This window comes from Micromonospora sp. NPDC049081 (assembly GCF_040648835.1).
GTDB classification, from domain to species: Bacteria; Actinomycetota; Actinomycetes; order Mycobacteriales; family Micromonosporaceae; genus Micromonospora; species Micromonospora antibiotica.
Window position 1 is genome coordinate 218,156 of record NZ_JBEZEK010000004.1, and the last position, 26,388, is coordinate 244,543.

At 73.2% G+C, this 26,388-nt stretch carries 22 protein-coding genes and 1 pseudogene; 9 read left to right on the forward strand and 14 right to left on the reverse strand.

Annotated elements, in window-relative coordinates; all coding sequences use genetic code 11:
* Positions 1 to 144: 144 nt before the first annotated feature.
* Positions 145 to 1,251, forward strand: coding sequence for a helix-turn-helix domain-containing protein (locus AB0B63_RS09650; RefSeq protein WP_357016370.1), 1,107 nt, complete (start codon positions 145 to 147; stop codon positions 1,249 to 1,251).
* 369 nt (positions 1,252 to 1,620) lie between these two features.
* Here AB0B63_RS09650 and AB0B63_RS09655 read toward each other — a convergent pair whose 3' ends face one another.
* Both AB0B63_RS09655 and AB0B63_RS09660 read right to left on the reverse strand, forming a co-directional pair.
* Positions 1,621 to 5,892 carry a family 43 glycosylhydrolase gene (locus tag AB0B63_RS09655; RefSeq protein ID WP_357016373.1) on the reverse strand — a complete coding sequence of 1,424 codons (4,272 nt, stop codon included), beginning with the start codon at positions 5,890 to 5,892 and terminating at the stop codon, positions 1,621 to 1,623.
* 162 nt (positions 5,893 to 6,054) lie between these two features.
* A complete protein-coding gene (locus tag AB0B63_RS09660) occupies positions 6,055 to 6,357 on the reverse strand; it encodes a GNAT family N-acetyltransferase (protein WP_357016375.1) in 303 nt (100 codons plus the stop codon).
* 133 nt (positions 6,358 to 6,490) lie between these two features.
* Between AB0B63_RS09660 and AB0B63_RS09665 the strand changes: the two genes are divergently transcribed.
* On the forward strand, positions 6,491 to 7,048 hold the full coding sequence (locus tag AB0B63_RS09665) for a GNAT family N-acetyltransferase (protein WP_357016378.1): 558 nt from the start codon (positions 6,491 to 6,493) through the stop codon (positions 7,046 to 7,048).
* A gap of 22 nt (positions 7,049 to 7,070) precedes the next feature.
* On the opposite strand, the gene AB0B63_RS09670 is transcribed toward AB0B63_RS09665, so the two are convergent.
* On the reverse strand, positions 7,071 to 7,676 hold the full coding sequence (locus tag AB0B63_RS09670) for a YdeI/OmpD-associated family protein (protein ID WP_208566729.1): 606 nt from the start codon (positions 7,674 to 7,676) through the stop codon (positions 7,071 to 7,073).
* Between the two features lie 101 nt (positions 7,677 to 7,777).
* Positions 7,778 to 8,380: a TetR/AcrR family transcriptional regulator gene (locus AB0B63_RS09675; RefSeq protein WP_357016381.1), complete on the reverse strand. Its 603-nt coding sequence runs from the start codon at positions 8,378 to 8,380 to the stop codon at positions 7,778 to 7,780.
* Positions 8,381 to 8,406: 26 nt separating this feature from the next.
* Between AB0B63_RS09675 and AB0B63_RS09680 the strand changes: the two genes are divergently transcribed.
* Positions 8,407 to 9,147 (forward strand): SDR family oxidoreductase, encoded by a 741-nt coding sequence (locus AB0B63_RS09680; RefSeq protein WP_357016384.1) that lies wholly within the window; start codon positions 8,407 to 8,409, stop codon positions 9,145 to 9,147.
* 91 nt (positions 9,148 to 9,238) lie between these two features.
* On the opposite strand, the gene AB0B63_RS09685 is transcribed toward AB0B63_RS09680, so the two are convergent.
* Together AB0B63_RS09685 and AB0B63_RS09690 are read right to left on the reverse strand one after the other, a co-directional pair.
* The gene (locus tag AB0B63_RS09685) at positions 9,239 to 10,354 is read right to left on the reverse strand and encodes a MerR family transcriptional regulator (protein ID WP_357016387.1); all 1,116 of its coding nucleotides are present in this window, start codon (positions 10,352 to 10,354) and stop codon (positions 9,239 to 9,241) included.
* 105 nt (positions 10,355 to 10,459) lie between these two features.
* Positions 10,460 to 12,190, reverse strand: coding sequence for a cellulose binding domain-containing protein (locus AB0B63_RS09690; protein WP_208566733.1), 1,731 nt, complete (start codon positions 12,188 to 12,190; stop codon positions 10,460 to 10,462).
* A 325-nt stretch (positions 12,191 to 12,515) separates the two neighbouring features.
* On the opposite strand from AB0B63_RS09690, the gene AB0B63_RS09695 reads away from it, so the two are divergent.
* Positions 12,516 to 13,076 carry a hypothetical protein gene (locus AB0B63_RS09695; protein ID WP_357016391.1) on the forward strand — a complete coding sequence of 187 codons (561 nt, stop codon included), beginning with the start codon at positions 12,516 to 12,518 and terminating at the stop codon, positions 13,074 to 13,076.
* Between the two features lie 447 nt (positions 13,077 to 13,523).
* Here the strand turns inward: AB0B63_RS09695 and AB0B63_RS09700 are convergent, their stop codons facing one another.
* A complete protein-coding gene (locus AB0B63_RS09700) occupies positions 13,524 to 13,685 on the reverse strand; it encodes a hypothetical protein (RefSeq protein WP_357016394.1) in 162 nt (53 codons plus the stop codon).
* A gap of 200 nt (positions 13,686 to 13,885) precedes the next feature.
* Here AB0B63_RS09700 and AB0B63_RS09705 point away from each other — a divergent pair, with 200 nt between their 5' ends.
* Both AB0B63_RS09705 and AB0B63_RS09710 read left to right on the forward strand, forming a co-directional pair.
* Positions 13,886 to 14,185 (forward strand): hypothetical protein, encoded by a 300-nt coding sequence (locus tag AB0B63_RS09705; protein WP_208566735.1) that lies wholly within the window; start codon positions 13,886 to 13,888, stop codon positions 14,183 to 14,185.
* Positions 14,185 to 15,831 carry an amidase gene (locus tag AB0B63_RS09710; RefSeq protein WP_357016398.1) on the forward strand — a complete coding sequence of 549 codons (1,647 nt, stop codon included), beginning with the start codon at positions 14,185 to 14,187 and terminating at the stop codon, positions 15,829 to 15,831. The genes AB0B63_RS09705 and AB0B63_RS09710 overlap by 1 nt, the downstream gene beginning before the upstream one ends.
* 178 nt (positions 15,832 to 16,009) lie before the next feature.
* Here AB0B63_RS09710 and AB0B63_RS09715 read toward each other — a convergent pair whose 3' ends face one another.
* Together AB0B63_RS09715 and AB0B63_RS09720 are read right to left on the reverse strand one after the other, a co-directional pair.
* On the reverse strand, positions 16,010 to 16,879 hold the full coding sequence (locus AB0B63_RS09715) for an LLM class F420-dependent oxidoreductase (protein ID WP_357016401.1): 870 nt from the start codon (positions 16,877 to 16,879) through the stop codon (positions 16,010 to 16,012).
* A 70-nt stretch (positions 16,880 to 16,949) separates the two neighbouring features.
* On the reverse strand, positions 16,950 to 17,492 hold the full coding sequence (locus AB0B63_RS09720; RefSeq protein WP_357016404.1) for a helix-turn-helix domain-containing protein: 543 nt from the start codon (positions 17,490 to 17,492) through the stop codon (positions 16,950 to 16,952).
* A gap of 107 nt (positions 17,493 to 17,599) precedes the next feature.
* On the opposite strand from AB0B63_RS09720, the gene AB0B63_RS09725 reads away from it, so the two are divergent.
* A complete protein-coding gene (locus AB0B63_RS09725) occupies positions 17,600 to 18,016 on the forward strand; it encodes a nuclear transport factor 2 family protein (RefSeq protein ID WP_357016407.1) in 417 nt (138 codons plus the stop codon).
* A complete protein-coding gene (locus AB0B63_RS09730; RefSeq protein ID WP_357016410.1) occupies positions 18,013 to 18,885 on the forward strand; it encodes an ergot alkaloid biosynthesis protein in 873 nt (290 codons plus the stop codon). Before AB0B63_RS09725 ends, AB0B63_RS09730 begins: the two co-directional genes overlap by 4 nt.
* 122 nt (positions 18,886 to 19,007) lie before the next feature.
* Here AB0B63_RS09730 and AB0B63_RS09735 read toward each other — a convergent pair.
* Positions 19,008 to 19,538: pseudogene (locus AB0B63_RS09735) on the reverse strand (trypsin-like serine protease); the annotation flags it as partial.
* Between AB0B63_RS09735 and AB0B63_RS09740 the strand changes: the two are divergent.
* Entirely contained in the window at positions 19,420 to 21,138 is a 1,719-nt protein-coding gene (locus AB0B63_RS09740) for a tetratricopeptide repeat protein (RefSeq protein ID WP_357016413.1), read from the forward strand. The pseudogene AB0B63_RS09735 and the gene AB0B63_RS09740 overlap by 119 nt on opposite strands.
* A 113-nt stretch (positions 21,139 to 21,251) precedes the next feature.
* Here the strand turns inward: AB0B63_RS09740 and AB0B63_RS09745 are convergent, their stop codons facing one another.
* The 4 genes from AB0B63_RS09745 to AB0B63_RS09760 are packed head-to-tail and all read right to left on the reverse strand — an operon-like array spanning position 21,252 to position 26,303.
* Positions 21,252 to 23,648, reverse strand: a complete 2,397-nt coding sequence (locus AB0B63_RS09745; RefSeq protein ID WP_357016416.1) for an RICIN domain-containing protein — start codon at positions 23,646 to 23,648, stop codon at positions 21,252 to 21,254.
* 53 nt (positions 23,649 to 23,701) lie between these two features.
* The gene (locus tag AB0B63_RS09750) at positions 23,702 to 24,685 is read right to left on the reverse strand and encodes an aldo/keto reductase (RefSeq protein ID WP_357016418.1); all 984 of its coding nucleotides are present in this window, start codon (positions 24,683 to 24,685) and stop codon (positions 23,702 to 23,704) included.
* Positions 24,682 to 25,545 carry an amidohydrolase family protein gene (locus AB0B63_RS09755; protein ID WP_357016421.1) on the reverse strand — a complete coding sequence of 288 codons (864 nt, stop codon included), beginning with the start codon at positions 25,543 to 25,545 and terminating at the stop codon, positions 24,682 to 24,684. The genes AB0B63_RS09750 and AB0B63_RS09755 overlap by 4 nt, the downstream gene beginning before the upstream one ends.
* Complete coding sequence (locus tag AB0B63_RS09760) at positions 25,542 to 26,303, reverse strand: SDR family NAD(P)-dependent oxidoreductase (RefSeq protein ID WP_357016424.1); 762 nt, start codon at positions 26,301 to 26,303, stop codon at positions 25,542 to 25,544. The genes AB0B63_RS09755 and AB0B63_RS09760 overlap by 4 nt, the downstream gene beginning before the upstream one ends.
* Positions 26,304 to 26,388: the final 85 nt, after the last annotated feature.

Below are 26,388 nucleotides of genomic sequence, written 5' to 3' on the forward strand. Positions count from 1 at the left end.
GCAGCGGTCCCTTCCCCCAACTCTCGGGACTCGTCGGGACCATACTCAGTCGCGTCGTGAATCGTCCAGGGCAACCGTCGGAGCAACCGTAACCCACATCGTCGTGCGTCATTAGTCCGTGTCATATCCGGATAGGATCCGGGCATGGGGAAGGGGCGACCGAAGGCCAGGCTGGTGCTCACCGACGAGGAACGGGAACAACTGGCGAGGGGGGCCCGCGCGGCCCACTCGACGCAGGCGTTCGCCATTCGCTGCCGCATCGTTTTGGCATGCGCCGACGGGGCCACGAATATCGAGGTCGCGACCCGGTTGAACGTTTCACCCGCGACGGTCGGGAAATGGCGTTCCCGGTTCGCCGCCGCCCGGCTGTCGGGGCTCGCCGACGAAGTGCGTACCGGCCGGCCCACCTCGGTGCGTCCCGAGCAGGTGGACCGGGTGGTGGCGGCCACCCTCGGCGGCACGCCCGCCCCGGCCCGGCGGTGGTCCCGGGCCTCGATGGCCGCCCACACCGGGCTGTCGGCGTCCACGGTCGGCCGGATCTGGCGACAGTTCGACCTGCGCCCGCACCTGCAGGACGGCCCGACCCTGGCGGCCGATCCGGGGTTCGTCGCCTCGGTGGTCGCCCTGGTCGGGCTCTACCGCCACCCCCCGGAGCAGGCCCTGGTGCTCTGCGCCACGCCCCGGGACGACCGCTTCGCCGTCAGCGGCAGCCCGGCCCCGGGCGGGCCCGAACCGTACCGGCCGGGGTCGCCCGCACCCGGCGAGGAGGACGGCCCGCACCGGCGGCGACGCGCGGCCGCGTACCGGCGGTTCCTGGTGGCGGTGGACCGGGCGGTGCCCGCCGGCCTGCTGGTGCACGTGATCGCCGACGACCCGGCGTCGCACGGGGCGGCGGCGGTCCGGGGTTGGCTGACCCGGCACCCCCGTTTCCACCTGCACCTGACCCCGGGCGGCGGGGTCTGGGCCGACCAGGTCCGGCGCTGGTCGGCCCTGCTCGCCGCCCGGCATCCGGACGACGCCGGCCCGGTCCGCCCCGGGGTGTGCGGGCCGGTGCCCCCCGACGCGGTCGGGCCCGCCCCGGGCGGCGCTGACGGGACCACCGGCGTCGGGGAGGGGCCGACCCGCTGGGTCAGCACCGTGGACGAGGTACGGCAGGCCCTCGCCCGACATCATCAACGGACTTCGGACGCGTCTACGTCCACCGACCGGCCGTACGCCCCGGGCCCGCCCACTGCGGCTACCGGTATGTGAGATGCCGGAATCGCATCGTGCTCCGGCTCGGACCAGGTGTCGGCCTGACCCGTCACCGCGTCGTACGCCCGGCCCATCCGGCGCGCGGTGGCTGACCGGTACCGCCGCCTACCCCGGCCACGGTCGACGGCACCACCGTGACGGGCACCATGGCCACCCCACCGGCCGGACCGGCACCTGGTCGACCGAACGCCGGTGACCCCCGGCCACGCCCGGCGGCGAGACCCCCGGCCACGCCCGGCGGCGACGACCGCCGGGCGCAGCCACGCGGGAACCGGCCCGCCCCGGGCAACGCCCCGCCCGCACCGCCCGACCGTGCTCCGGTCGGGCGGCGCGGGCGGCTGACGCGGCGGCGCGGGCGGGCGGCGGCTACCTGACCGCCGGGACCCGCAGGACGCCCACCTCGCCGACGTTGCCGGCCACGTCGACCGCGCGGTAGCGGACCCCGTGCGCCAGGTCGTCCAGCGGCACCGGCCCGGTCCAGGTGGTCCACTCCCCACCGTCGAGGCGGTACTCCACCCGGGCCACCCCGGAGTCGCCGTCGCGGCCGGTCACGACCACCGTGCGGCCCGCCAGCGTCGCCTCGGCGGTCGGCGCCACCCGGTCCACCTGCACCGACACCGACCACGGTGCGCTCCAGAACAGGTTGACCCCCTGCGCCCGGTACTGCACCGTGTGCCGGCCCGCCGGCAGGGCCACCGGCTCCCGGTACGGGAACCAGCCTCCCCCGTCGATCTGGTACTCCACCAGCCGGATCAGCTCGCCGTGGGCCAGGGTGAGAGCGGCGTTCGCGCCGTACCAGCCGTCGGCGCCCGGGTCGGTGATCCGCAGCCGGGGCTGCCCGCCCCGGTAACGCAGCGGCTCGACGCCGCTGAGCGTGGGCACCACCGGTTCGATGGTGCCGTCGTCGGCGAAGTACAACCGGTCGATGGTGGTCTCCCGGTGGGTGCCGTCGCCGCCCGGGATGGCGAACCGGTGGTACGCCACGTACCAGTCGTCGGTGCCGGGCACCTGGATGATCGAGTGGTGGCCGGTGCCCAGGATGCCCTGGGCCGGGTCCTTGGTGAGGATCTCCCCCTTGCTGGTGAACGGCCCGAGCGGGCTGCTGCCGATGCCGTAACCGACCCGGTAGTTCTCGCTGCCGGTGTCGTCGATCGACCAGGACAGGTAGTAGACGCCGTTGCGCTTGTGCATGAACAGGCCCTCGCGGAAGCCGGTGAGCCCGGTCAACCGGACCCGCCTGCCGACGTCGTAGGAGACCATGTCGTCGTTCAGCGGCACCACGTACGGGGTGCCGTTGCCCCAGTACAGGTAGCTCTTCCCGTCGTCGTCGGTGAACACCGCCGGGTCGATCTGCTGGGCGTTGCCGTAGTCGGCCTTGCTCACCAGGGGCCGGCCGAGCGGGTCGACGAACGGCCCGAGGGGCGAGTCGGCCACCGCGACGCCGATGTTCTGCTGCGCCGAGAAGTACAGGTAGTACTTCCCGTTCTTCTCGATCGCGGCCGGCGCCCAGGCGTTGGTGTCCGCCCAGCTGATGTCCGGCCCGAGGTCGAGAATGGTGTCGTGGGCGGTCCAGTCGACGAGGTTGCGGCTGGACCAGACGGTGAACGTCGAGCTGCCCCAGCCGGGGAACCCGTCGGTGGTGGCGTAGATGTAGTAGGTGTCGCCGAACCGGACGATGTTCGGGTCGGCGTTGAAGCCGGGCAGCACCGGGGTGGTCATCGGCACCGCCCGCACCGTCCAGGCCCGGCTGGCCCCGGCGGCGCTGGTGACGGTGACCGTCACCGGTCGGGTGTAGTTGCGCGGCCCGGCGGGCTTGACCGTGGAGGTCGGCGCGACCAGGTAGCGCGGGGCGAGCCTGGTCAGGTCGGTGCCCGGCCGGACCGGCATGGTGATGGTGCCGCTGGCGGCGTCCACGATGGCCGGGACTTTGAGACTGTCGAGTTCGACGGCGACCACGCTGGTGCCGTTGCTGCCCAACGCGGCCACCTCGGCGTCGGTGAGCGCCCGGTTGTAGAGGGAGAAGTCGCGGATCCGGCCCTTGAGGTAGCGGTCGCTGGCGTACTGGGAGCGGCCCAGGTAGTTGGCGGTGGTCCGACCGCCGCCGATGTCACCGGGGGCGACGGTCAGCCCGGTCTTCTCGGCCACCCGCACCCCGTCCAGGTAGATCCGCGCGGTGCCGGCCCGGTTCAGGGTGTACGTCAGCGTCTTCCACGCTCCCCGGGGGAGCGCCCGGCCACCGGTGACGGTCTGTTCGCCGGTCCAGTTGCCGAGGCTGATCGAGGTGCGGTAGTCGTTGCCGGTGGTGAACAGGTAACCGTTGCCGACGCCTGCGGAGTCGGTGTTGCCGAGCCCCCAGAGGAAGTACGGGGTGGCCTGGTCGGCGGCGATGTTCACGTCCATCGACACGGTGATCTCGTCGAGGCCGGCCATGATGTTGTCGGGCAGGTCGACGTGGCCGTTGGTGCCGCCGAGGGTGAGGCTGCCCGCGTCCCAGCGGGCGTCCCCGGCCAGGGTGGCGTGGTGGCCGTTGCCGGAGTCGTCGGTGACCGTACCGCCGCCTGTCTGGTCGAGCCGGTAGTGGGCCACCACCCCGTCGGCGTTGGCGTCCACCGGTGGTGGCGCGTCGTTGAGCGCGTCGAGTTCGGCACGGGTCACCGGGATGACGGTGCCGTGGCGGGGGCTGGCCGGCAGCCGGTACGACGCCGGCACCTTCCAGTTCGGCTCGGCCAGGTCGTCGGTGCCCAGCGGGATGTAACCCCGGCCGCCGTACTCGTCGACGAACAGGTAGTACCGCGAGCCGGAGGTGTCGCCGGGGTTGGCCTTGAAGACGGTGGGCCCCTCCACGGCGGAGGTGCCGGCGTCACGGCCGATGCACGAGTCGAGCATCGTCCACGACGGTCGGCCGGGCAGGTCGACGGCGGTCAGCGAGGTCGACTTCTCCTGGATGATGTCGGAGCAGCCGGTGCCGCCGCCGCCCTCGTCCTTGGTGAACCGGTAGTAGGTGTCGCCCTCGCGGATCATCGTGGAGTCGATCCGCGACTCGCCCCGGTCCTGCCAGATCGTCGCCGGGCTGAACGTGACGAAGTCGCGGGTGGTCGCGGCCAGCATCCGGTTGTACGTGTTCCCCGTGTGGTTCGGGTCGTTCTCGGCGAACAGCTTCGACGCCCAGAAGACCAGGTACTCGCCGCGCTCGGCGTCCCAGTACGCCTCCGGCGCCCAGGTGTTGCCGGCGGTGGGTGGGGACACCTCGACGTGGCGCTGCGCCGACCAGTTGACCAGGTCGGTGGACTCCCACACCTCGAGGTAGCGGCTGCCCCGGCGCTGGGCGGCGTCCCAGTCACCGTTGCGGCCGATGGACAGGTCGGTGGCGATCAGGAAGAACCGGTCGCCCTCCGGGCTGCGGATCAGGAACGGGTCGCGCAGGCCCAGCGTGCCGTGGGTCGACTCCAGTTTGGGCTGGCCGCCGTTGAGCTCGGTCCACTGCAGGGCGTTGTTGCCCCGGCTGGCGGCGAAGTAGATCTTCTCCCCGGCGATCGAGTTGCCGGTGAAGTAGCTGAACGCGTAACCGGCGTACGGCGCGGGGGCCGGCAGCTCGCGGACGGTCAGTGTGATGGTCCGTTCGGCGGTGGCGGCGCCGACGGTGACGGTGGCGGTCACCGGGACCGTCACGTCGCCCGCTCCGGGTGCGGGTCGACGCACCACGCCGTCGGCGGCGACCACCTCGGGTCGGGCCGAGCGCCAGGTGACGGTCGCACCGTGCCGGCCGGTGCCGGGCATGGTGAGGTTGCCCCGGACGTCGTCGGGGTGCACCAGGGACAGCGCGGCGGCGGCCGACTCGGCCCGGGTCTGGTCGGACTCCTCGGGTCGCACGATCGCGGCGACCTCGGCGGGGGTGAGCGCCCGGTCGTAGATCCGGAAGTTCGCCACCCGTCCCTTGAGGAACCGGTCGGTGGCGTAGGTGGACCGGCCGAGGTGGTTGCTGGTGGTGACGCCGTTGCCGACGGCGCTGGGTGGCACGGTGACGGCGGTGTTGCGGGCCACCTGCGCGCCGTCGGCGTAGAGCGTGCCGGTGGTGCCGGTCTGGGTGTAGGTGACCGACTTCCAGACCCCTCGGGTCAGGTTGCCGCCGGCACCGGTGACCTGCTCGCCGGCCCAGTTGGTGGTGGTGATGCCGGCACGGAACGCGTCGCCGCTGGCGAACAGGTAGCCGGTGCCGGCGGCGGAGGTGGCCGGGTTGCCCAGACCCCACAGGAAGTACGGGGTCTGCTGTGACGGGTCGACGAGGACGTCGACCGCGACGGTGAGCGACGACCGGCCGGCCAGGATGTCGTTCGGCAGCTTGACGTGGTCGTCGACGCCGTCGAGCAGCAGCCCGTCCGGGCCGGTCCAGGTGCCGCCGCCGACGAGGGTGCCGTCGTTGCCGTGACCGGAGGTGTCGGTGATCGTGGTGCCGGTGCGCTGGTCGAGGTCGTAGCGCAGCAGCAGCCCGTCGGTGACGTCGGCGGCTGCCGCGTCGGCCGGGGTCGCCACGGCGGGGGTCAGCGCGGCGAGGAGGGTGAGCAGGGTGGCGGCGGCGACGGTACGGGAACGGCGGGGGGTGGGGGTGGCGTGGTGGTCCCGGGGAACTGCTGAGCGCATGGGGGATTCCTCGGTGTCATGTGAGCGTTAACAGGCTGGAATTGTCAACGCAACAATCAGACGCCGTCAAGGAGGTGAACCCCGCCGATGCGCTGCGCTCACACCTGCTCACCACAGGGCGACCCGACGCCCGGCCCGACACCGTCGGGCGACCGGGGACCTCTACTTGAGCTTGCGGGTGGACCGGGCCACGATGTCCGCGTACTCCGGGTGCCGGCCCAGCCAGTCGGCGAGGAACGGGCAGATCGGCACCACCGTCCGACCCCGGGCGCGGGCGTCGTCCATGACCGCGCGGGCCAGCGTCGAGCCGACGCCCCGCCCCTCGAACGCCGGGTCGACCTCGGTGTGCGTGTAGGCGATGATGGCACCGGTCAGCTGGTAGGTGACCAGTCCGGCCAGCGCCCCGGTCTCGTCGCGCGCCTCGAACCGCTCCCGGTCCGGCACGTCCGTCACAGTCAGATCCACCGGACCATCCAAACACGCCCGGGGGCCGCCCACCTGCCCGGGCGCGCAGCTCAGCGGGCACGCCCCCATCCGACGGGTGGGGCGACCCGTCGACGACGGGGGCAGGGCCCACGATGCGTTAGAGTCCGGCCGCATGGACGGCACCACGCTGCGGACGCCCCGCCTGAGCCTGCGCCCGGTGGGTGACGGCGACATCGACCGCATCCTCGAATACCGCAACCTGCCCGAGGTGACGTACTGGCTGCTGCGGACCGAGGTGGAGCCGGCGGCGTTCCGGGCGGCCTGGCAGCGCGCCGCCGACGACCCCGACGACCACAGCCGGGCGGTCGTCCTGGACGGCCTGGTGATCGGCACGGTCTCGCTCGACGTGCTGGACGGGATGGGGCAGCCGGGCATGCCGAGCCGGACCGAGGCCCAGCTCGGCTACATCTTCGACCCCGCCCACAGCGGGCGGGGTTACGCCACCGAGGCGGTCGCCGCGATGGTGGCGTACGCGTTCACCCGGTTGGGCGTCCGCCGGATCACCGCCGGGTGCTTCGCCGACAATCTCGCCTCGGTGCGGGTGCTGGAGAAGGTCGGCATGCGCCGCGAGCAGCACGGCGTCGGCGACTCGTGGCACGCCGAACGGGGCTGGGTGGACGGCTACACCTACGCCCTGTGCGCCGGGGACCGGCCCGCGCCGTCCCGGTAGGCGCGTCGGGCGGCACCCCGGGTCACGGAGTCTGCGGCGGCCGGGCCCGCTGCGGGTGGGGCGTCTCGTGGCGGGCCAGCATGGCGACGAACTCGCCGATCTTCCGCTCCCGGGTCTGCGCCCGTTTCACCGCGTTGAGCCGGTGCACGAGGGCGAACAGGTTGGCCCGGGTGAGCACGTCGAACATGGCCTGCGCGGCAGGGTCGGCGGCGACTGCGGCGAGCAGGTCGGCGGGCACCTCGACCTCCGACGCCGGGGCGTAGGCCGCGGCCCACCGCCCGTCCGCTTTGGCGGCCTCCACCGCGGCCCGGCCGGAGGGCTGCATCCGGCCCTGCTCCTCCAGCCGGGCCACGTGGGCGACGTTGCGTTGCGACCAGATGCTGCGCGCCCGGCGGGGGGTGAACCTGATCCAGGAACTCTCCTGGTCCCGCTTGCGGGCCTGCCCGTCGATCCAGCCGAAGCACAGCCCCTCGTCGACCGCCTGCTGCCAGGTCAGGGTGGTGACCGTGCCGCCCTTGCGGGTCAGGGCGAGCCACACTCCGGGAGAGGTGTCGTGGTGGGCCGACAGCCAGGCGCGCAGCGCGTCCGCATCGGGGACGACCAACTCATCCAGTTCGGCGCTGACCATGACGGCAGGCTAGCCGCTACCGGTGACAATCCCGCCGGGGGCGGTGCCTCCCACCCGGGCCGGCCACCGGGACGCCGGGACGCGCGCCCGGCAGGTCCGGGTCACCCGCCGGGCGCGCGGAGACCGTCGACGAGGATGGCCAGCAGGCGCGGCCCCCGGCTGTCGAGTTCGGAGTCGTCCAGTCGGGAGAGCCAGCTGATCAGGACGATGACGTCCCGGGCCTCGACGTCGGCACGGATGCTGCCGGCTGCTCGGCCGGCGGCGAGCAGCAGTTCCACCGCTTCGCCGATCGGGCCGAGACTGTGCGCGGCGAGGTCACGCCAGGTCGCCGCCTCGACGGCGGCGAACACGTCCCGCTTGACCCGGGCGTAGGCGGCCACCCGGTCGAACCAGGCCGCCAGCGCCGCCACCGGCGGGTGGGTGGCCAGCAGCTGCGGGGCCGCGGTGACCAGGTCGTCGACCTCGTGCCGGTACACCTCGACGAGCAGGTCCTCCCGGGTGGGGAAGTGCCGGTACAGGGTGCCCTGTCCGATGCCGCAGGCCTTCGCCACCGCGTTGAGTTTCAGCTCGCCCGGCTCGTGCACCAGGTCGCGGGCGGCGCGCAGGATGCGTTCGCGGTTGCGCCGCGCGTCGGCGCGGGACGCCGCCGCGCCCTTGACAGAAGCGGACACGTGTCCGCTAAGCTCGTCGGGGTAACCGGACATGTGTCCACTCTACCCTGAGGAGAATCATGACCATCCCCGGAAAGGTCGTCGCGATCACCGGCGCCAGCAGCGGCATCGGCGCGGCGACCGCCCGCCACCTCGCCGCGCTCGGCGCGTCCGTCGTGCTCGGTGCCCGCCGCACCGACCGGCTCGACCGCCTGGTCGCCGAGATCGAAGGCTCCGGCGGCAGGGCGGTCGCCACCCGGGTGGACGTCACCGCCCCGGACGACCTGCGCTCCCTGGTGGCCCTCGCTGTGGAGCGGTTCGGGCGGCTGGACGTCCTGGTGGGCAACGCCGGGATCAGCAGGCTCGGCACCATGGCCGAGCTGGACGTCGAGGGCTGGTCGGCGATGGTCGACGTGAACGTCAAGGGCGTCCTGCACGGAATCGCCGCCGCCCTGCCCGTCTTCACCCGCCAGGGCGGCGGTCACCTCGTCACGGTCGTCTCGACCTCCGGCCTGAAGATCGTTCCCACCCAGGCGGTGTACGCCGGGACGAAGAACGCGGTGCGCACCCTGCTGGAGGGCCTGCGGCAGGAGAGCACGAGCGGAGCGCTGCGGACGACCTCGATCTCCCCCGGTTACGTCCGCACCGAGCTCGTCGACCGGGCCGTCGACGACCCCGTGGTCCGCGCGGAGGCGCAGCGGACCATGGCCGAGATCGGCCTCGATCCCGACGCGGTCGCCCGCGCGATCGCCTTCGCCGTCGACCAACCCGACGACGTCGAGATCGGCGACCTCACCATCCGACCGACCCGCCAGGGCTGACCGTGGCGGCGGCCCGGCCGGTCCCACCCGGGCATCCGGCGAAGCCGGCGGCACACCCCACCTCGGCCCGCAACGGCCCCGGCCGGGCTGTTCAGGCCACGAGCAGGCGCAGGCCCAGCTCCGCGGTGTCGCGACGCAGCAGGTCCCCGTTGCGCTGCGCCCACCGGCCCGACGCCAGGTCCTCCCGGAGCATCCCGACGGCCCGCCGTTCGGCCTGCGGCCCGACCCGGGTCCACACCGACACCGCGCGCCGCACCTGCTCGTCCAGGTACGCCTCCGGCCGTCGCCAGTACGCCTCGAACAGGCCGTCGGCGCAGTCCCACGGGACGTCCACCGGCTCGGCGTGCCCACCGATCGCGGCGGTCAGCTCGCCCAGCGCAGGCCAGTCGACCAGCAGGCCGGCGAACTCCGGCAGGTAGTCGCGGGTCAGCCAGAACCGCTCCCGCCAGCCGGCGCCGTCGGCGTCGTAGGTGAACACCACCACCCGCCGGGCCACCCGACGCATCTCCCGCAGCCCGGCGACCGGGTCCGGCCAGTGGTGGACGGTGCTGACCGCCATCGCCGCGTCGAAGGAGCCGTCGGCGAACGGCAGGTCCCCCGCGGCGGCGGCCACGCACGGCGCGGCGTCGGCCGGACGCAGTGCCCGCATCACCGCCGACGGCTCCACCGCCGTCACCGCACGGTCGCCGGGTTCGTAGGAGCCGGTGCCGGCCCCGACGTTCAGCACCGTCCGGGCGTCGCCCAACGCCGCCCAGATGCGGGCGGCGATCCGGGGGTCGGTGCGCCGGGTCGCCGGGTAGGCGCTGCCGATGGTGTCGTACAACCGGCCGCCGAAGACCCGTAGCTGCTCCTCCGGGGTGGTGGCGATCCCCAGCGCCCGCGCCTGCAACTCCCGGTCGATCGCCGCGACCAGGGCGGCGGCCCGGTCGCGCTGGTCGGTCAGCAGGCCGCGCAGCCGGCACAGGTGCGCGACGGGGTCGGTCGCCGGATCGTCCACCAGGTCCGCGATCTGCCGGAGCCCGAACCCGAGTCGCCGGTAGCCGAGCACCTCGCGCAGCCGCCGTACGTCGGCGGGCGAGTACGCGCGGTGTCCCGCCGCCGTCCGCGCGGACGGCGTCAGCAGGCCGATCTCGTCGTAGTGGTGCAGCGTCCGGACGGTGACCCCGGCCAGTTCCGCCACCCGTCCCACGGTCAGGTGTTCGTCCACGGCACCGACTATCGGCCCTCACGCCGCGTGAGGAGCAAGCACCCGCAACGGGTACGGCCGCCGCGGTGTCCACGGCGGCCGTACGGGGTTGCTCCGGTCGACCGGTCAGGCCACCGTGCAGGGGATGCCGTTGAGGGTGAAGGCGGTCGGTTTGGCGGTGTTGCCGGTGTGGTTGGCCTGGAAGCCGATCTCGACGGTGGCGCCGGGGGCGATCGTGCCGTTGTAGCTGACGTTGCGGGCGCTCACCTGACCGCTGGTGGGCGAGATGGTGGCGCTCCAGGCCGACGTGATGGACTGGCCCGACGGCAGGGTGAACACCAACGTCCAGCCGTCGATCGTCGAGGTGCCGGTGTTGGTGATGCTGATGCTGGCGGTGAAGCCGGAGTCCCAACTGTTCATCGTGTAGCCGACCCGGGGTCCGCTGCCGCCCGCCGTGGGGGTGGGGGTGGGGGTCGGGGTGGGCGTCGGGGTCGGCGTCGGCGTCGGGGTGCCCGTGGGCGTCACGGTCGGGGTGGGGGTCGGCGTGGTGCCGTTGGTGCTGGTCACGAACGTCATCACGCTGCGCGCGGGCAGGTTGACGGTCAACGAGCCGTTGGACATGGTCAGCGCGCTCTGCGGGGCGACGTTGCGGCTGCCGTCGGTCAGCCAGTTCTGCACGCTGCCCGACGCGGTGGCGCCGGAGAGGGTGAACTGCTGGCTCACCGCCGAGGTGTTCTTGTTGACCGCGACGATGACCACGGTGTTGCCGCTGCGGTAGGCCGAGACGTAGACGTTCGACGCCGGGTTGGCGGTGGCGTCGACGCGGACGTATCCGGGCCGCACGAACCGGGCGTACTGGGCCATGATCGCGCCCCGCTTGCTGATCTGGCCGTCCTCGCGCATGGGGCCGTAGCTGCGCCGCAGGTACCACCAGACGTACGTCTGGAACTCGGCGTCGACCATGGACCGGTGGATGTGCTCGCCGACGTCGAGCGCCTCCGGCCAGGCGTCACCCGAGTTCGCGTTGCTGTTGGGGTAGTAGACCTCGGTCATCCACAGTTCCTTGCCCGCCCCCTTCTGCTTGAACAGCGGGTACGGGAAGTTCGAGTACGACGTGCCGTAGAGGTGGGCCCCGATGATGTCGACGTTGGCCAGTGCGGTGGCGTCGTTGAGGATCGGGTCCGACATCGACTTGACGTACTGGAACGATTCCGGCGCCATCACCCGGGTGCTGATCACCCCGGAGTTCTCCTTGAGGAACTTGATGATCTCGCCGGAGGTCCACCACGTCCAGTCGTGGGCGTAGTCGGGCTCGTTCTGCACGGAGATGGCGTAGAGGTTCACCCCGTTGTTGCGCATGTACACGGTGAAGTCGTTCAGGTACTGCGCATATGCGGCGTAGGAGCTGGCCCGCAGGCGCTTGGCGTTGGTCTGGCTGCCCCGGGTGAACGTCTCGATCATGCTGGCCGGGGGGTTCCACGGCGAGGCGAAGACGGTCACCCCGAGTTCGGCCGCGCGCTTGGCCGTGGCCAGGTCACGGCTCCAGTCCGCCTGGCTCTCGCCGACCGGGATGCGCAGCACGGAGAAGCCGAGCCGGCCCTCACCGGTGCCGAACGCCGTCTCCCGCTGGGCGGCGGTCAGGTCGCCGATCCAGCCGGCGTGGGCCATCGCGCCGTAGCCCTTGATCGTCTGCCGGGTCGCCGACAGGTTGATGCTCGCCGGGGCGGCGGAGGCCTCCGTGGCTCCCAGGGCCGCCGTGGCCGCCGCGACGGGCAGCGTGCCCAGCGTCGTCAGGACGACGCGACGGCTCAGTGTTTTCCGCTCGCCGGCCGCCGGCCCATTCTGATCCTGCGTCATTTCTTTCGTCCTCCTGGTGGTGGTGGTGGTGATACGCGCCCTGCCGGTTCCATCGAGCCGGTCGGCACCGATCTGCTGCGCCGCCACGGGGATGACCTGGACGTCACCGTCGGCGTTTCGACAGCACATATCGACTGTGATAATTGTGAACGTTAACGGCCGGAGTTTAGTTTCCCCTTCCATAGGGGTCAAGCACGCCGACCGCATCCGGGTCCGCACCGATCCCGCGCGTCCGGTGGTCGTCGCACGCCGCCACGACACGGGCGGCGACAGTGGACGACCGGCGCGCACGGCCCGCCACCTGACGGTTGCTAACGTGGCCGCCGTGACGGAGTTGGCGGACCTGGTCCTCGCCCCCGACGAGCGGGCCCGGGGCATCGGGGTCGACAGCGTGCTGTTCGTGATGGACTGGACCGGCGAGGAGGAGCCCGGCGCCCTGGCGGCGTTCGTGGCCGGGCGGATCCGGGCCTTCGGGGCCCAGCCGGACGGCGTCGACACCGACGTCGTCCAGCGGGCCGCCGAGGCCGACCCGACGCTGGGCCGGGGCGACCTGCCGATCCGCCAACTCGACCACCTGTCCGGCGTGCTGGCACCGCTCGGCTTCACCCTCGCGGTGCACGACGACGGCACCGACAGCTACCCGGTGCTGGTCCTGCGGACCGGCGGGCAGCCGCCGAGCGGGCTGACCCACCAGGGCCAGCCGGTACGGGACTGGGCCTCGCCACCCACCGAGACCCTGGTCAGCCTCGACTGCCCGGGCTGCGGGGAGATGCTGGTCTGGCAACTGCCGGCGACCGGGAGCCTCGCCGACGAGCACTGCGACTGCGGAACCGCGCTGTTCGACGCCACCGGCCGCCCACTGCCCGACGTCACGCTCCACGACTGAGTCGTTCCCGGCGGCGGACGACCACCGGGTAATGGGGTACGGCCACCCGGCGTGGTCCGAAATACCCGGCAGAACGCATGGCACCCAGGGTCGACCGGGACGGTTCGATTGTGGCGGGATTGGCGACGACGGCGGGCAATTGATCTGACGTTCCCCCCTTTCCCCATAGTCGAGCGGGAATGCCCTGCGGTAACTGTCGGGCCGGCGCGACTCGGTCCACCGCATGGTGGTGCGCGGCCCCGGCGTACCCCGACCGGCGCCGGCCCGACCGCTGCCGGCAGCCGTCCGGCTGCCGCCGCCCCCGCCGGCGTCCGACCGGGGCAGGCGGCACCCCACCGGGGAGCGGGCCGTCCGGGCACCGGCTCCGCGAAACGTCCGACCACGCGCCGGTCCACCGGCCGGTTCCCGCACGGGCCCGACGTCAACGCCGGCCGTGCCGCCGCACGCTCAGGCTCCGGGCGTCGACGCCGCCAGCCGGCGGACCGCCCGGCTGGACACCATCCCGAGCACGGAGAGCACCACCAGCGCAGCGAGGATCAGCACGGTGGCGCGGATACCGACCACCGCAGCGACCGGCCCGACCGCCACCTGCCCCAGCGCAGTGGCCACGAACGGGCCCGACATGTCCGTCGGCCGGGACGTGCTGGGCGATCGCGCGACCCCGCTGCGCCGGCCCGCCCGTCCACTGTCGCACCCCCGTACAGGGGCATTGACCTGCGTGGCTTCACGACGCCGAGATCAACATGTCACGTCTGCGACACGATCCGGCTCGACAGTGGGGCATCGTCGCCCACCCCTCAAGGAGCGTCATGGCCCCCACCCCACCGACCGACGCCGAGCTGGACGTCCTCATCCGCGCCCGGCTCGCGTCGCTCGGCATCGACCTCGACCAACTCCCGGCCGGCACCGCCGCCGACCCGCAGACCGGCTCCCCCGGCCGGGACACCGTGCTGGCCTCGCTGCGCTCCTTCGTCCGCGGCACCGTCGGCACCCTCGCCGCCTACCAGCCGCCCGCGCCGGCGGGCACCGACCCGGCCGTGGCCATGGCGCTGTCCCAGCAGCCCGCGCCGATGCTCTACCCCTCGATCAGCACGGAATGGCGGAAGTGATGAGCACAGCACCTGCCGACCGCGGCGTCGACCGTCGCGCCTTCCTCGCCCGGACCGCCGCGCTGGCCACCGCCTCGGCGGTCGGCGGCGTCGTCGGGCTGCCCGCCGTGGCCTCGGCCGCCGGCAGCACCCGAACATCGGCCGTTCCGGCCGGCCGCTACAACCCGGCGTTGGCCGTACCCAACGCCTACGTCAAGCCGCGCCCGGAGGCCGTGGCCGACCCGACCGAACTGACCATCGCCGAGGCGGCCTGGCTGATCCGGGCCGGCAAGCTCACCCCGGAGAAGCTGGTCGAGGCGTACCTGGCCCGGATCTCCCGCTACGAGCCGACCTACCAGGCGTTCAACCTGGTGCTCGCCGAGCAGGCGGTCAAGGCCGCCCGCGCGATGGCCCGCAAGCCGCACCGGGGCGCGCTGCACGGCATCCCGCTGGCCATCAAGGACAACTACTACACCGCCGGCGTGCCGACCACCGCCAGCTCCTACCTGTTCGCCGACTTCCGGCCACCGTACGACGCCACGGCGGTGACCCGGCTGGTCACCGGCGGCGGGGCGATCGTGCTGGGCAAGACCCAGATGGGCCCGCTGGCCACCACCCGGGCCACCACCCCCGCCGGGGTGGTCACCACGGTCAACGCCTGGACCCCCACCAACCCGGCCACCGACCCCGGCGGATCGTCCACCGGCACGGCCACCGCCGTGGCGGGACGGCTCGCCGCCTGCGGCACCGGCACCCAGACCGGCGGGTCGATCACCGCGCCGTCCAACGCGCAGAACCTCACCGGGCTCAAACCGACCATGGGGCGGGTGTCGCTGCACGGGATCATCCCGCTCAGCTACACCCGCGACCATCCCGGCCCGCTGGCCCGCGACGCCAAGGACGCCGCCATCATGCTCACCGCGATGGCCGGCGAGGACCCGGCCGACCCGCGCAGCCAGGGCCTGCCCGAGGTGCCCAAGCTGATCGACGCGGCCACCCCGACCCACCAGGGTGGCAAGCTCAAGCTGCGGTGGAAGACCCGGATCGGGGTGCTGCCCGGCTTCACCGCCGGCACCTCGGAGACCGCGCTGGCCCGGCAGGCGTACCTGGCGAAGCTCGCCGCGATCCCCGGCGCGACGATCGTCGACGTGCCGCTGCCCGACGAGTGGGAGCTGCTCACCGGCACCGCGTTCAACAACGTACGACTGCCGGAGCGCACCGAGCCGTTCCTGCCCTACCTGCGTACCGACCTGCGGGGTTTCGGGGTCTCGGTGACCGGCTGGTTGCAGGGCGCGCTGCTGGGCGGCAGCGAGTTCATCACCGGCCAACGGGCCAAGCTGCTGCTGATGGAACGGGTGCTCGACCAGCTCTTCGCCGGCTGCGACGTGGTGGTGCAGACCGGCCCGGTGCCGTTCGACATCCTCGGCTTGCCCGAGATCGCCTTCCCGATCGGTTTCACCGGCGCGGGCCTGCCGATCGGCACCATCCTCGGTGGCCTCCCGTACGGCGAGGACCGGCTGCTGTCGGTGGCCGCCGCCTACCAGGCGGTGACCGACTGGCACCTGCGCCGACCGGCCGATCCGCCGGCCACCCCGGCGACGGGGCGCAGCGCGGCCCCGGCCGGGCTGCGGCTCACCGCCGACGAGGTGGCCCGGCTCAGCCAGTGACGGTCGGGTCGTCCGCCCGCCGGCTCAGCGGCGGCGGGCGGACGACACCGGCCAGCGGCGGGCGGACGACACCGGCGGCGGACCACGGCCGGCGGGCGGACGTGCCGCCACCAGCGCATCCCGGCCGGATCGTCGGCGGCGACGCCCGGTGGGTCGGGTCGACCGATGGTGACCGACCTCAGCCGATCGTGGTCAGCTTCGGCAGCACCTCGTCGGCGACCCGTCGGGTGAACTCCACCGGGTGCCGGTCCGGGGTGACCTGCACCTCGGTCACGCCGAGCGCGGCGTACCCGGCCACCTCGGCCAGGAAGGCGTCCACGTCGGCCAGCGGCGGTCGCATCACGAGAACCGTCTTGTCGATGGCGTCGTAGTCGCGGCCCTCGGCGGCGCAGTGCCCCCGCAGCACGTCCAGCTTGTGCGCCACCTCGGCGGGGCTGCTGCCGAACAGGTTGCAGGCGTCGGCGTACCGGGCCACCAGCAGCAGGGTCTTCTTCTCGCCGCTGCCGCCGATCATGATGGGCGGGTGGGGCCGTCGCAGTGGCTGCGGCGAGTTGAGCGTCTCGGCCAGCCGGTAGTGCCGGCCCTCGAACGGCCCGTTGTCGTCGCTCCACATCTGCCGGCAGATCCGCAGCGTCTCCTCCAGCCGCTCGAACCGCTCGGCCACGGGCACCACAGGCACCCCGAGGCCGCGCTGTTCGCGCTCGTACCAGGACGCGCCGATGCCGAGCCGGGCCCGACCGCCGGAGAGCACGTCCAGGGTGGTCACGATCTTGGCGAGCAGCCCCGGGTAGCGGTACATCACGCCGGTGACCAGCACGCCGAGCGTCATCCGCGAGGTCCGCGCCGCGACGAAACCCAGCGTCGTGTACGCCTCCAGCATCGGCTCCTCGGCCGGGGCCATCGCCTCCATCTGGAAGTAGTGGTCCATCACGGTGAACGACGCGACCCCGGCCTCCTCCGCGATCGTCGCGGTCTCGATCAGCGTCGGTGCGACCGCCGCCGGATCGGTCGGGGTCGAGTAGTTCCAGTAGTGCAGCCCGAGTCTCATGCCTCGTCCACCTCCACACCGATCCTAGTGGCGTCCGGGGCCACCCGCCCCGGATGCCGTCGGGGACGCGTCACCCGTCAAGCACCGCGCGGGTCAGGGCGGCCAACCCCGCCTCCCAGCGCTCGTCGGGCCAGTCCCGCAGGTGTTCCACCAGGTCGCTGCGCACGGCCGCCAACAGGGCGTGGGCGAGGTAGTCGGCCGACGCGGGGCCGCGCGCCTCGGTGACGAGCGCGACCAGCAGGACGTGCCACTCCTCGTACGAGCCGGTGCGGTAGGGGCTGCCGTCGCCCGCGTTCTCCAGGGCCAACGTCAGCACCCGACTGTCCCGTTTGAACCGCACCACCTCGCGGAGCAGGTGCCGGGCGCGCTCCGCCGGTGGACCCGCCGGTGGCGTCGCCGCCAGCGCCGCCCGCAACCGGTCGCCGCGCTGCGCGTACAGGGCACGCAGCAGCCCCATCCGGTCGCCGAAGCGGCGGAACAGCGTGCCCTTGCCCACTCCGGCGGCGGCGGCGATGTCGTCCATCGAGACCTGGTCGGGGTCGGTCGCGGCATCGAACAACCGATCTGCGGCGGCCAGCACGGCCGTCCGGTTTCGTGCCGCGTCGGCGCGCACACCCTCTCCCCTCGCGAAACGGACCAACAGTCCGCTACAGTGAAACGGACCGGCCGTCCGCTATCGTAGCCACGCAGCGGGACGGCACCGACGACCAGGGGACAACCGTGTCGAACCCTTCCACCGCCCTGTTCCACCGGGCCATGCACCTGTTGCTCGCCAAGGACATGCCGGGATTCATCGCCCTGTTCGCCGACGACGGCGTCATGGAGTTCCCGTTCGCGCCGGCCGGGCAGCCGAGCCGGGTCACCGGCCGGGCCGCCGTGCACGACTACCTCATCGACTACCCGCAGGTCCTCGACGTTCGCGAGATCACCGAGGTCACCGTGCACGAGACCACCGATCCGACGGTGCTGGTCGCCGAGTTCACCGCCGGTGGTGTCGTCGTCGCCAGCGGCCGGCCCTACCGCCTGCGGTACATCGCCGTGCTGACCATCCGGGACGGCCACATCGTGCACTACCGCGACTACTGGAACCCGCAGGCCGCACAGGACCTGCTCGGCGGCGGGCTGGTGCGCTCGTGATCCTGGTCATCGGCGGCACCGGGACGACCGGCCGGCTCGTCGCCGCCACCCTCGCCGACGCCACCCTCGCCGACGCCGGCCACCCGGTCCGCGTCGCCAGCCGCCGAGCCTCCGCCGGGGACGTCCGCTTCGACTGGTACGACCCCGGCACCCACCGCACCGCGCTGGAGGGCGTGACGGGCGTGTACCTGGTCCCACCCGTCGGCGAGGTCGATCCCGCACCGGTCATGCTGCCGGTGCTGGAACTGGCCGGTACCCGGGGAGTACGGCGGGCCGTCCTGCTCAGCTCCTCGGCGATCGAGGCGGGCACTCCCGGCCTGGGTGAGGTGCAGGCCCGGTTGGGCGGGCTCTTCCCCGAGTGGGCGGTGCTGCGGCCCTCCTGGTTCATGGAGAACTTCGTCGGCGACCGTCCGCACGGGGTGAGCGCCCGGGACCACGGCGAGATCATCAGCGCCACCGGAGACGCCCGGGTCGGCATCGTCGATCCGGCCGACATCGCCGGGGTGGCGGTCCGCGCCCTCACCGATCCGACGTCGCACGACACCGAGCACCTCATCACCGGCCCCGAACGCCTGAGCTACGCCGACATCGCCGCCGTCCTCACCGACACCGGCGGCCGACCGGTCCGGCACCGTGCCGTCAGCGAGGCCGAACTCACGGCGTACCACGAGGCCAATGGCCTGCCACCCGACTTCGCCCGGTTCCTCGCGAGCCTGGACACGGCGATCGCGGCCGGCGCGGAGGACCGGACCACCAGCACCGTCGCGGACGTCACCGGTCGCCCACCCCGCTCGTTCCGGGACTTCTGCCGCGACCGGCTGCCCGGCGGCCCCCGCCCCACCCCGGACCGCGCCACCACGCCGGGCTGACGATCCGTCCACCGGCACCGGCACCGACGGCGCGCGGGGCGGGCGACCAGGTGGTCGCCCGCCCCGCGCCCGGGTCGCTCAGCCGCGCCGCCACTTCTGGTTGGCCCCGCCGGTGCACTCCCAGCGCCACCGCCGGTGGTGGTCAGCGACAGCCCGTACGTGCCGAGGATCTCGTTGACCGGCTGGTAGACGGTGGTGCCACTGGAGTTGCAGTCGCCACCGGCACCTGAGGTGACGCCCTGCGCCTGGTTGCCGGAGACGAACGCGCCACCCGAGTCGCCGGACCGGTCGGCGGCCAGGCCATCGGGCCGACCGGCTTCACGAACACCCTTCGCATTTCCCTTGATCGGGATTAGGCTCTGCGCAGTCCGGAGTGGACGACCACGGAGGTGCCCATGAAGAAGATGACCGTCCGTCGTACGAGTGCACTGCGTCTGGTGTCCGGCGCCCGCCGGCTCTGGATCGAGTGGTGCTGGTAACTGCCGGCCCGGCGGGCGCCCCCGGGCGCCCGCCCTCGGCGACGCCGGCCCGACCGTGACCGACGAGCCGCCGCGGTACGACTGCCACCGCGACCTCGGGCCGTACGCCGGGGTCGCCGACCTGCTCCACCGGATCGCCGCCGACCGCCCCCGGCTGGCCGCCCGGCACCGCACCGAGCTGCGGGCCATCGCGCCCCGGCTCGACCCGGCCGCCCGCGCCGCCGCCGACGAGGCGCCGATCCGGTTCCACCCCGCCCGGCGCACCGCCGCCCTGGCCTACGGCGCGACCGAGTTCGTGGCGGCCTGGGCGGGCACCCTCCGCCGACCGGTCACGCTCCGGTTCGTCCACGTCGGCGCGGCCGACGAGACCACCCGCGAGCTGCTCGACGCGCTGGCCGGCCGACTCGGGGCGTACCCGGTGCGGCTGGATCTGTGTGACGACGGCCCGGCCTTGCCGGCCGTCGACCTGAGCCCGGCGGCGCTGCGCACCGCCCTCGGCGAGAGCCTGGCCGGCGGCTTCTACCGCCACGCGGCCCGCACCGCCCGACAGGGGCGTGCCCTGGTCACCCCGGCCGACGACCTGCCGCACTGGTGGTCGTTCACCACCGGCCTGGCCACCGCCCTGGCGGCGCTGGACCAGGCCACCGAGGCGCTCGACCTCTACCACGAGACCCGGACCGTCACCGACGATCCGAAGATCACCATGTCGGCCGCGTACGCCACCGCCATGCTGTACGCCCGGCACCTGCCGGCCGCCGCCCAGGACCCGGCCCGGGCGCGGCACTGGCTGGCGGAGGCGCTCCGGCTCGCCCGCACGGTGCCCGACCCCCGGCAGCGGGTCCTGTCGACGGTCTTCTACGAGCAGGGCGTCGCCCTGCTGGACAGCCGGGCGGGCGAGCCGGAGCGGGCGCTGCGGCTGATCGACGACGGGCTGGCCCGGCTGACAGCGGTGCTCGCCCCCGGTGAACGCCCCCAGGACGTGGCCCGGCTGCGCCACAACCGGGCCCAGGTCCACCTGGCGCTGGGCGACCCGCAACGGGCCCTGGCCGAACTCGACACCGTGATCGGCCACGACCCCGACAACTGCGAGTACTACGTGGACCGGGCCGCCCTGCACCGGGCCGCCGGGCGACACCGGGCCGCGATCCGGGATTACGGCAGCGCGATCCGCCTCGGGCCGCACCTGCCGGAGGCGTACTACAACCGGGCGGTGCTCCAGCAGGAGCGGGGCCGCACCGGGCGGGCCCGCGACGACCTGGACCGGGTGCTGGCCATCGAGCCCGGACACCTCGATGCCCGGATCGCCCTGGTCAACCTGCACCTCGGCCGGGGCGCCCTCGACGTCGCCGACACGGGGGCGCGGGCCGGGCTGGTGCTGGCCCCGCACGAGCCGGCCCTGCTGTGCACCCTCGGGCTGATCCGCTCGGAGCGCGGCGCGGCGGCCGAGGCCGAGGCGCTGTTCAGCCGGGCGTTGGCCGGCGATCCGGAGCTGGTCGAGGCGTGGACGAACCGGGCCGCCGTACGGTTCGACCGGGGTGCGGTGGCCGACGCCGTGGCCGACCTGGACCGGGCGGTCGCGTTGTCGGCGGCACCGGTGCCCCGCTACAACCGGGGCACCGCGCTGGCCCGGTTGGGCCGGTGGGACGAGGCGGCCCGGGACTTCGTCGCCGCGCTCGCCGCACCCGAGGTGGACCGGTCACTGCGCCGCGAGCTGCGCGCGGAACTCACCCGCTGCCGCCGGCACACCGCGTCCCGGTCGGTGGCACCCCGCTGAGGTGGCGGCAGCCGTCTCCGCGAGGTGCCACCGCCACCGCACGCCGCGCCGGGGTACGGGGCCGGGCCGGCGGCCCCGCACCCCACGGATCGGCCACGTTCGGACGCGACCGGTCAGCTGCGCAGGCTCCACTGCTGGTTGGTGCCGCCGTTGCAGGCCCAGAGGATCAACTTGGTGCCGTTGGCGGTCGCCGCGCCGTTCGCGTCCAGGCAGAGCCCGGACTGCGCACCGGTGATCGTGCCGTTGGCGTTGACGTTCCACTGCTGGTTGCTCTGCCCGTTGCAGTCCCAGATCACCACCTGGGTGCCGTTGCTGGTGCCCTGCCCGGAGGCGTCCAGGCACTTGTTGCCATAGACCGTCAGCTGCCGGCCGGTGGTCTGGGTCCACCGCTGGTTGGTCGCGCCGGTGCAGTCCCACAGCTGGGCCTGCGCGCCGTTGGTGGTGCTGGAGCCAGTGACCTCGGCGCACCTGCCGGACTGCGCCCCGACGAGCCGCACACCCTGCGCCGGCGGGTTGGTGCTGCCCTGCACACCGGCGTTGGCCATCACGGTCTGCGCCCCCGAGGGCCAGCTGTTGTTGCTGACGATCGTGTTGTTGTTGACGACGTTGCCCCGGTCACCGTTGGTCACGTTGGTGCTGTTGTTCGTCGACCAGTTGTTGGTGACGGTGAAGTTGCCCATGTTCTCGGCGTACCAGTAGTTGGCGGTGGCCCAGGTGCCGGTGGAGGAGAAGACGTTGTTGCGGGCGGTGTAGTAACGGGAGCCCTCGTCGAAGTAGAGCCCGAACCAGCCGTTGGTCCGCAGGCAGTAGTTCTCGTTGATGGTCCCGCCCGGGTTCGCCGACAGCGTGTAGAGGCAGCCACCGTCGGTCATCTGCTGCATCACGTCGTGGATGTAGTTGCCGACGACCTGGTTGTTGGCCGCCGTGGTCGCCGTCGAGTAGCGCGGCTGGTAGTTGTACAGCCCACGGTCGGCGTAGTGGTTGCTGCCGCCCGCGTCGTTGGCGCCCCAGCCGTAGCCCACCGACAGCCCGGTGTACGGCATGTTGTAGACCTCGTTGTGCGACACCAGCGAGGTGTTGACGTACGTGGTCAGGATCGACACCACACCCCGGTACTCCAGACCGAGGTCGTGCACCCGGTTGTTGCTGATGGTGATGTTCCGGTTGGTCATCCGCTGGTCGCCCGGGTGGTGGGCGTCGGCGCGGACCCCACCGACGACGATACCGCCGGCCGAGTTGCGGGCGATCTCGGAACGGGTGACGGTGATGTTGCTGGCCCCCAGGCCGACCCCGCTGGCGTGCGCGTTGGCGTCGTTGCCGATGCCGATGGCGGTCTGCCCGAGGTTGACGAACTGGGAGTCGCCGAAGGTGATGGTGTTGGCGGCGGAGACCTGCACGGCGGCCGGCATCTGGGCCCAGCTCGGCCGGGTCGCCTCGAACAGCGGGCAGCCCTCCTGGCAGGAGGTGAGCGCGTCGGCCGGGCGGGCCCAGGTGCCGGTGATGTGCGCTCCGGTCTGCTGGTCGGCGAAGCCGTTGCTGCTGCTCGGGCCGAGCCAGCTGGTGCCGGTGAAGGTGATCCCGCTGAACGCGATGTGGTGCGCCGGGGCGTCGTAGCTGCCACCGACGTTCACCAGGGACTGCAACTGCGGCAGCTCCACGCTGACGCTGCTCATGTTCTGCCCGGCCAGCGGGATGTAGTTGAGCTGACCACTGCCCGGATTCAGGTACCACTCCCCCGGGCTGTCCAGGAACTCGTACGCGTTGGCCAGGTAGAACGGGCCGGCCCGGTGCGGCTTGGACAGGGTGTCGAAGCCGAAGGTGTTGTTGTTCCAGGCCGGCTGCTGCATCGTGAGGAAGTTTCCGCTGATGCTCTGCACCGGGGAGTACCGGTCGGTGAACGAGCCGACGCTCTCCACCTCGACCCGGTTCTGGTTACCCAGGTTGTTGAGGTAGCTCAACGCGCCGTTGCTGAACCGCATGCCGCTGGTGGTGAAGGTGAAGTCGGCCCGGTTGACGGCGGTGCGGGCCCGGGTGGCGACCGCGCCGTTGACGTAGAGCTGCCGGCTGTCCAGCCCGGCGGGCACGCTCGCCCGCCAGATGTTCTTGCCGGCGTCGACCTGCGACCAGCCGGTGACGGCGCGCGCCCCGCTGATCTGCGGGCGGGCCGACGCGGCGGCCCGCCAGGTCACGGTGTAGCCGTTGGTGCCGGAGTCGGCGGCGGTGAACCGCAGCGGTGCGGCCAGCCGGTAGACGCCGTCGGCCAGCTCGACGACGATGTCGCCGGACATCCCGGCGGTACGGGACCGGACCGCGTTCTGCGCCTCGGTCAGCGTGCAGGGCTGGCTGCTGGAGCAGGCGGTGCCGCTGCCGGCGGGGGACGCGTAGAGGGTGGTGGTGGCGGCGAGGGCGGGACCGGCCGGGGCGAGCACGGCGACCGTGGCGGCGAGCGCCGTGGCGGCCAGGCCGGCCAGCACCGGCCCGCGCCGGGCGGGTGATGTCGGGACGGACACGGGTGGGACTCCAATCCTGGTGGGGTGGTGGGGTGCCCGGCGTCGCGGTGGAATCATGCCGCGGCCGGGTCGAGCAGCCCGGCGGCCCGCAGCGCCGGCCACAGCGCCGCCGGGACGTCGGCGTCCGCGCGGGTCAACGCCTGCGCGACCTGCGCGCGGTTGCGCAGGCCGACGACCGTCGAGACGACCGCGGGATGGGAGCGGACGAAGGCGAGTGCCGCCTGCGGCAGGGTGACGCCGTACGCCTGGCAGACGTCGGCGATCCGGTGGGCCCGGTCGATCAACTCCGGTGGGGCCTGCTGGTAGTTGTAGGTGGCGTCGGCCGGGGGCCGGTCCTGGGACAGCAGGCCGGAGTTGTAGACCCCGGCGATGACCACGCCGACGCCCCGGCGTTCGGCGGCGGGCAGCAGGTCGGTCAGCGCCCCCTGTTCCAGCAGGGTGTACCGGCCCGCGCACATCACCACGTCGACGTCGGTCTCCTCGACGAACCGGGTGAGCAGGTGGGACTGGTTCATGCCGGCCCCGATGGCCCCCACCACGCCCTGGTCGCGCAGCTCCACCAGGGCGGGCACCGCCTCGGTGGCGGCCTGTTCCCAGTGGTCGTCGGGGTCGTGCAGGTAGACGACGTCCACCCGGTCTAGGCCGGTGCGGGCCAGGCTGGACTCCAGCGAGCGGAGCACGCCGTCGCGGCTGAAGTCCCAGACCCGCCGGTGGTCGGCGGGCACGTCGAAACCTTCCGGGTCGCGCCGGTGGGCGTCCTGCGGCGACGGTACGAGCAACCGCCCGACCTTCGTCGACACCACGTACTCGTCGCGCGGCCGGGTACGCAGCGCCGCGCCGAGCCGCCGTTCGGACAGGCCGAGCCCGTAGTGCGGTGCGGTGTCGTAGTAGCGCAGGCCACCCGCCCAGGCGGTGTCGACGGCGGCGGTGAACTCCTCGTCGGTGGTGGTCCGGTAGAGGTTGCCGGCCTGCGCCGCGCCGAAGCCCAGCGCGGTGAGGCGTACCGCCGGTCGGCGCGGCAGCGGGCGGGCGTTCACGCCGACTCCAGTCGGTAGACCCGCCGGGCGGTGTGTCGCCAGATCGCCGCCCGCTCCTCGTCGCCGAGCGGGTCGAGCAGTTTCGCCAGCGTGTCGACCCAGCGTGGGTAGGAGCTGGCGAGCAGGCAGACCGGCCAGTCGGAGCCGAACATCAACCGGTCCGGGCCGAACGCGTCGAGGGCGTGGTCGACGGCCGGGCGCAGGTCCTGCGGTGTCCACGGTGCCCGGTGCACCTCGGTGACCAGGCCGGACAGTTTCGCCGTGGTGTTGGCCGCGCCGGCCAGGGCGTGCAGGTCGCGGGCCCACCCGTCGAGGGCCGTCCCGCCCAGCGCCGGTTTGCCGAGGTGGTCCAGGACGAACCGCACCTCGGGCAGGTCGCGGGCGAGCCGACCGGCCGCGCCCAGTTGGTGCTGCCGCACCAGCAGGTCGAAGGCGAGACCGGCGGCGCCCACCGCGGTGATCCCCCGCCGCACGTCGACCCGGTCGAGGAACGCCGGGTCGGGCTCGTCCTGCATGGAGTAGCGGACACCGACCAGCAGGTGGCCGCCGCGCGCCGCCCGCAGCCGGCCCAGTCGTTCGGTGACGTCCGGGGCCGTGACGTCCAGCCAGCCGACGACCCCCCGGATGAGCGGGTCGTCGGCGGCGACGCCCAGCAGGTCCACCGTCTCCGCCTCGGTGGAGTTGGCCTGCACCAGGACGGTCCCGGTGACCCCGACGGGACGGGTGACCCGGGCCAGGTCGGCCGGGGTGAAGTCGGCGTCGATGGCGGCCATGGTGGCCGGGTCGATCCAGGGTTGCGGGTGCCGGGCCCGGACCCAGAGGTGGTGGTGGGCGTCGACGGTGCCGGGCGGTGCGCTCATCGGCCCAACCATCCGCCGTCGACGGGCAGGACGATGCCGTTGACGTAGTCCGACGCCGGGGAGGCCAGGAACACCGTGGCGCCGGCGAGGTCGTCGGCGTTTCCCCACCGGCCGGTCGGGATGCGGGCCAGGATGGCCCGGTCACGTTCCGGGTCCTCGCGTAGCGCCCGGGTGTTGTCGGTGGCGATGTAGCCGGGGGCGATGGCGTTGACGTTGACCCCGTGCGCCGCCCACTCGTTGGCCAGCGCCCTGGTCAGCCCGGCGATGCCGGACTTGGAGGCGGCGTATCCGGGGACGGTGATGCCGCCCTGGAAGCTGAGCAGCGACGCGGTGAAGATGATCTTTCCGTGGCCCCGGGCCACCATCGCCCGGCCGATCTCCCGGCTCAGCACGAACTGGCTGGTCAGGTTCACCTCGATGACGTGGTCCCACATCTCGTCGGGGTGCTCGGCCGCCGGGGCACGGGCGATGGTGCCGCCGTTGTTGACCAGGATGTCGACCGGGCCGAGGTCGTGCAGTTCACCGACGAGCCGGCGGACCGCGGCCCGGTCGGCCAGGTCGGCGCGCAACGCGGTGAACGAGCGGCCCGCCGCGCGTACCCGGCGCTCCACCTCGCTGCCGGTGGCCTCCAGCTGCGCCGAGACGCCGATCACGTCGGCGCCCGCGACGGCCAGCGCCTCGGCCATGGCCAGCCCGATGCCCCGGCGTGCGCCGGTCACCACGGCGGTCCGGCCGGACAGGTCGAACAGGGTGCTCACCGGTGCGCCTCCACCAGCTCGTCGGGCCGGTGGTGCCGGGCGCGGTGGCAGACCACTGCCTGCATGCGTACTCCCTCGTGGGTCG

Coding starts and splice junctions, on each gene's coding strand:
- AB0B63_RS09650 (WP_357016370.1), top strand. CDS start 145: ATGGGGAAGGGGCGACCGAAGGCCAGGCTGGTGCTCACCGACGAGGAA.
- AB0B63_RS09655 (WP_357016373.1), bottom strand. CDS start 5,892: ATGCGCTCAGCAGTTCCCCGGGACCACCACGCCACCCCCACCCCCCGC.
- AB0B63_RS09665 (WP_357016378.1), top strand. CDS start 6,491: ATGGACGGCACCACGCTGCGGACGCCCCGCCTGAGCCTGCGCCCGGTG.
- AB0B63_RS09670 (WP_208566729.1), bottom strand. CDS start 7,676: ATGGTCAGCGCCGAACTGGATGAGTTGGTCGTCCCCGATGCGGACGCG.
- AB0B63_RS09675 (WP_357016381.1), bottom strand. CDS start 8,380: ATGTCCGGTTACCCCGACGAGCTTAGCGGACACGTGTCCGCTTCTGTC.
- AB0B63_RS09680 (WP_357016384.1), top strand. CDS start 8,407: ATGACCATCCCCGGAAAGGTCGTCGCGATCACCGGCGCCAGCAGCGGC.
- AB0B63_RS09690 (WP_208566733.1), bottom strand. CDS start 12,190: ATGACGCAGGATCAGAATGGGCCGGCGGCCGGCGAGCGGAAAACACTG.
- AB0B63_RS09705 (WP_208566735.1), top strand. CDS start 13,886: ATGGCCCCCACCCCACCGACCGACGCCGAGCTGGACGTCCTCATCCGC.
- AB0B63_RS09710 (WP_357016398.1), top strand. CDS start 14,185: ATGAGCACAGCACCTGCCGACCGCGGCGTCGACCGTCGCGCCTTCCTC.
- AB0B63_RS09715 (WP_357016401.1), bottom strand. CDS start 16,879: ATGAGACTCGGGCTGCACTACTGGAACTACTCGACCCCGACCGATCCG.
- AB0B63_RS09755 (WP_357016421.1), bottom strand. CDS start 25,545: ATGAGCGCACCGCCCGGCACCGTCGACGCCCACCACCACCTCTGGGTC.